This window comes from Archangium sp. (assembly GCF_036388035.1).
Taxonomy (GTDB): Bacteria; Myxococcota; Myxococcia; order Myxococcales; family Myxococcaceae; genus Archangium.
On the sequence record NZ_DASVSO010000434.1, the window covers coordinates 1 to 1,942 of the forward strand.

The 1,942-nt window shown below is 67.7% G+C and carries 1 protein-coding gene and 1 pseudogene; one reads left to right on the forward strand and one right to left on the reverse strand.

The features are described 5' to 3' along the window. A partial coding sequence (locus VF697_RS17460) for a class I tRNA ligase family protein (RefSeq protein ID WP_331096411.1) occupies window positions 1–1,342 on the reverse strand: 1,342 nt, incomplete at its 3' end. 221 nt (window positions 1,343–1,563) lie between these two features. On the opposite strand from VF697_RS17460, the pseudogene VF697_RS17465 reads away from it, so the two are divergent. After that, window positions 1,564–1,942, forward strand: a pseudogene (locus tag VF697_RS17465) (hypothetical protein); the annotation flags it as partial.

Sequence of the window (1,942 nt, forward strand, 5' to 3'; positions counted from 1 at the left end):
CCTTGTCCTTCACCGACGTGGTGCGGATGTACCAGGCGGGCCGGGCGAACTGGATGAGCGGGTCGTCATCCGCGCGCCAGCAGAAGGGGTACTCGTGGCGGTACTGCTCCACGAGCACGAGCCGGCCGCGCTCCTTGAGCTCGCGTTGGATGTCCTTGTCCGCGTCCTTCACGAAGCGGCCGGTGAGCTGGGGGAAGTCCTCGGAGAAGGTGCCATCCGGGCGGATGGCGCAGAACATCTCCAGGGCCTCGGGTCGCGCGAAGCGGGTGCGCTCGTGGCGGAAGGCCTCGTAGTCGTCCTCGCCGAAGGCCGGGGCGATGTGGACGATGCCCGTGCCGCTGGAGAGGGTGACGAAGTCCGCGCCGATGACGCGCCACGCGGGCGTGTCCTTGCCCCCGTCCGCGAGCGGCAGCTCCGTGTCGCCCACGCGTCCGGCGTACACGTCATAGGGCGGGGTGTAGCGCTTGCCCACGAGCTCGCTGCCCTTGCGCGTCTCGAGGACGGGCAGCTCCTTCTTGAGCTTCTTGGCCAGCTCGTCGCGGAGGGCGGCGGCGATGATGAGCTTGCGGTCCCCCGCGTCCACGGTGACGTAGTCCACCGTGGGATTCACCGCGGCGTACATGTTGGACGGGAGTGTCCAGGGGGTGGTGGTCCAGATGAGGAGCGAGGTGTCGGGCGCGTCGCGCAGCGGGAAGGCGACGTAGGCGCTGGGGTCGTCCACGGTGCGGTAGCCCATGCCGACCTCGCCCGAGCTCAGCGCGGTGCCACCCTGGGGCCACCACCAGACGATCTTATGACCCCGGTAGAGCAGCCCCTTGCGGAACAGCTCGGCGAGCGCCCACCACACGCTCTCCACGTAGCCGCGGTGGTAGGTGACGTAGGCCTCCGGCAAGTCCACCCAGAAGCCGATGCGCTCCGTCAGCCGCTCCCACTCGTTGGTGTAGCGGAAGACGGACTCGATGCAGCGCTCGGTGAAGGGCTCCACGCCATAGCGCTCGATCTCCGCCTTGCCGTGGATGCGCAGCTCCTTCTCCACCTCGACCTCGACGGGGAGGCCATGCGTGTCCCAGCCCGCCTTACGGGGGACCCGGTAGCCGCGCATGGTCTTGTAGCGCGGGAACAGGTCCTTGATGACGCGGGTGAGGACGTGCCCGTTGTGGGGCAGGCCGTTGGCGGTGGGAGGGCCCTCGTAGAAGACGAAGACGGGGGCCTCGTCCCTGCCCTGGAGCGTCTGCTCGAAGACGCGGCGCTCCTTCCAGAAGGCGAGGGTGCGGCGCTCGTCCGCAGGGAAATCGATCTCGTTGGGGACCGTGGAGAACAGGGGGGCGGGAGCCTGGGACATGGCGGCGGAGTGATACCACTTGCCGTGGCCCATCGACATGTCGGGCTCGGGGTCGACGTGTCGGCCGCCCCCGATGTGTGTTCTTGCTGTCACCTCAAACCCCTGTCGTGGCTTCTTCAAGCGGGTACGCAGCTTGCTGATGTCTGGAACCGTCCGGGCTCAACCGGACCGCGCACGCGAGGCAATCCCCGCGGGCGTTCCATTCACGACAAGGACCTGGCATGACTTCACGACTCACGAGTGGCGTGTTCGCCGCGCTCGCGGCCCTGCTGGTGCTGAGCAGCGAGCCGGCGCGTGCTCAGAGCTACGCTCCCTACCTGGACGGGACCCTCCTGACCGATTCAGCCGACAGCTCCTCCCGCTACCTCATCGTGGGGGGCGCGAAGTTCCGGGTGTCCTCTTCGGAGCGCCCCTATTTCTTCACCTTTCTCAGGTACATCGTCCCGAGGAGCACCCTCGACTCCATCACCAACATCCCCCGGGATGGAACGGTGGTGAGGGAGCGGGCCACCGCGCCGGTCTTCGTCATCATCGGCAATCGGAAGTGGCTCGTCCCCAGCCTGGAAGAGCTCCAGCATTTCGGCGGTGAGAGCGCCATCC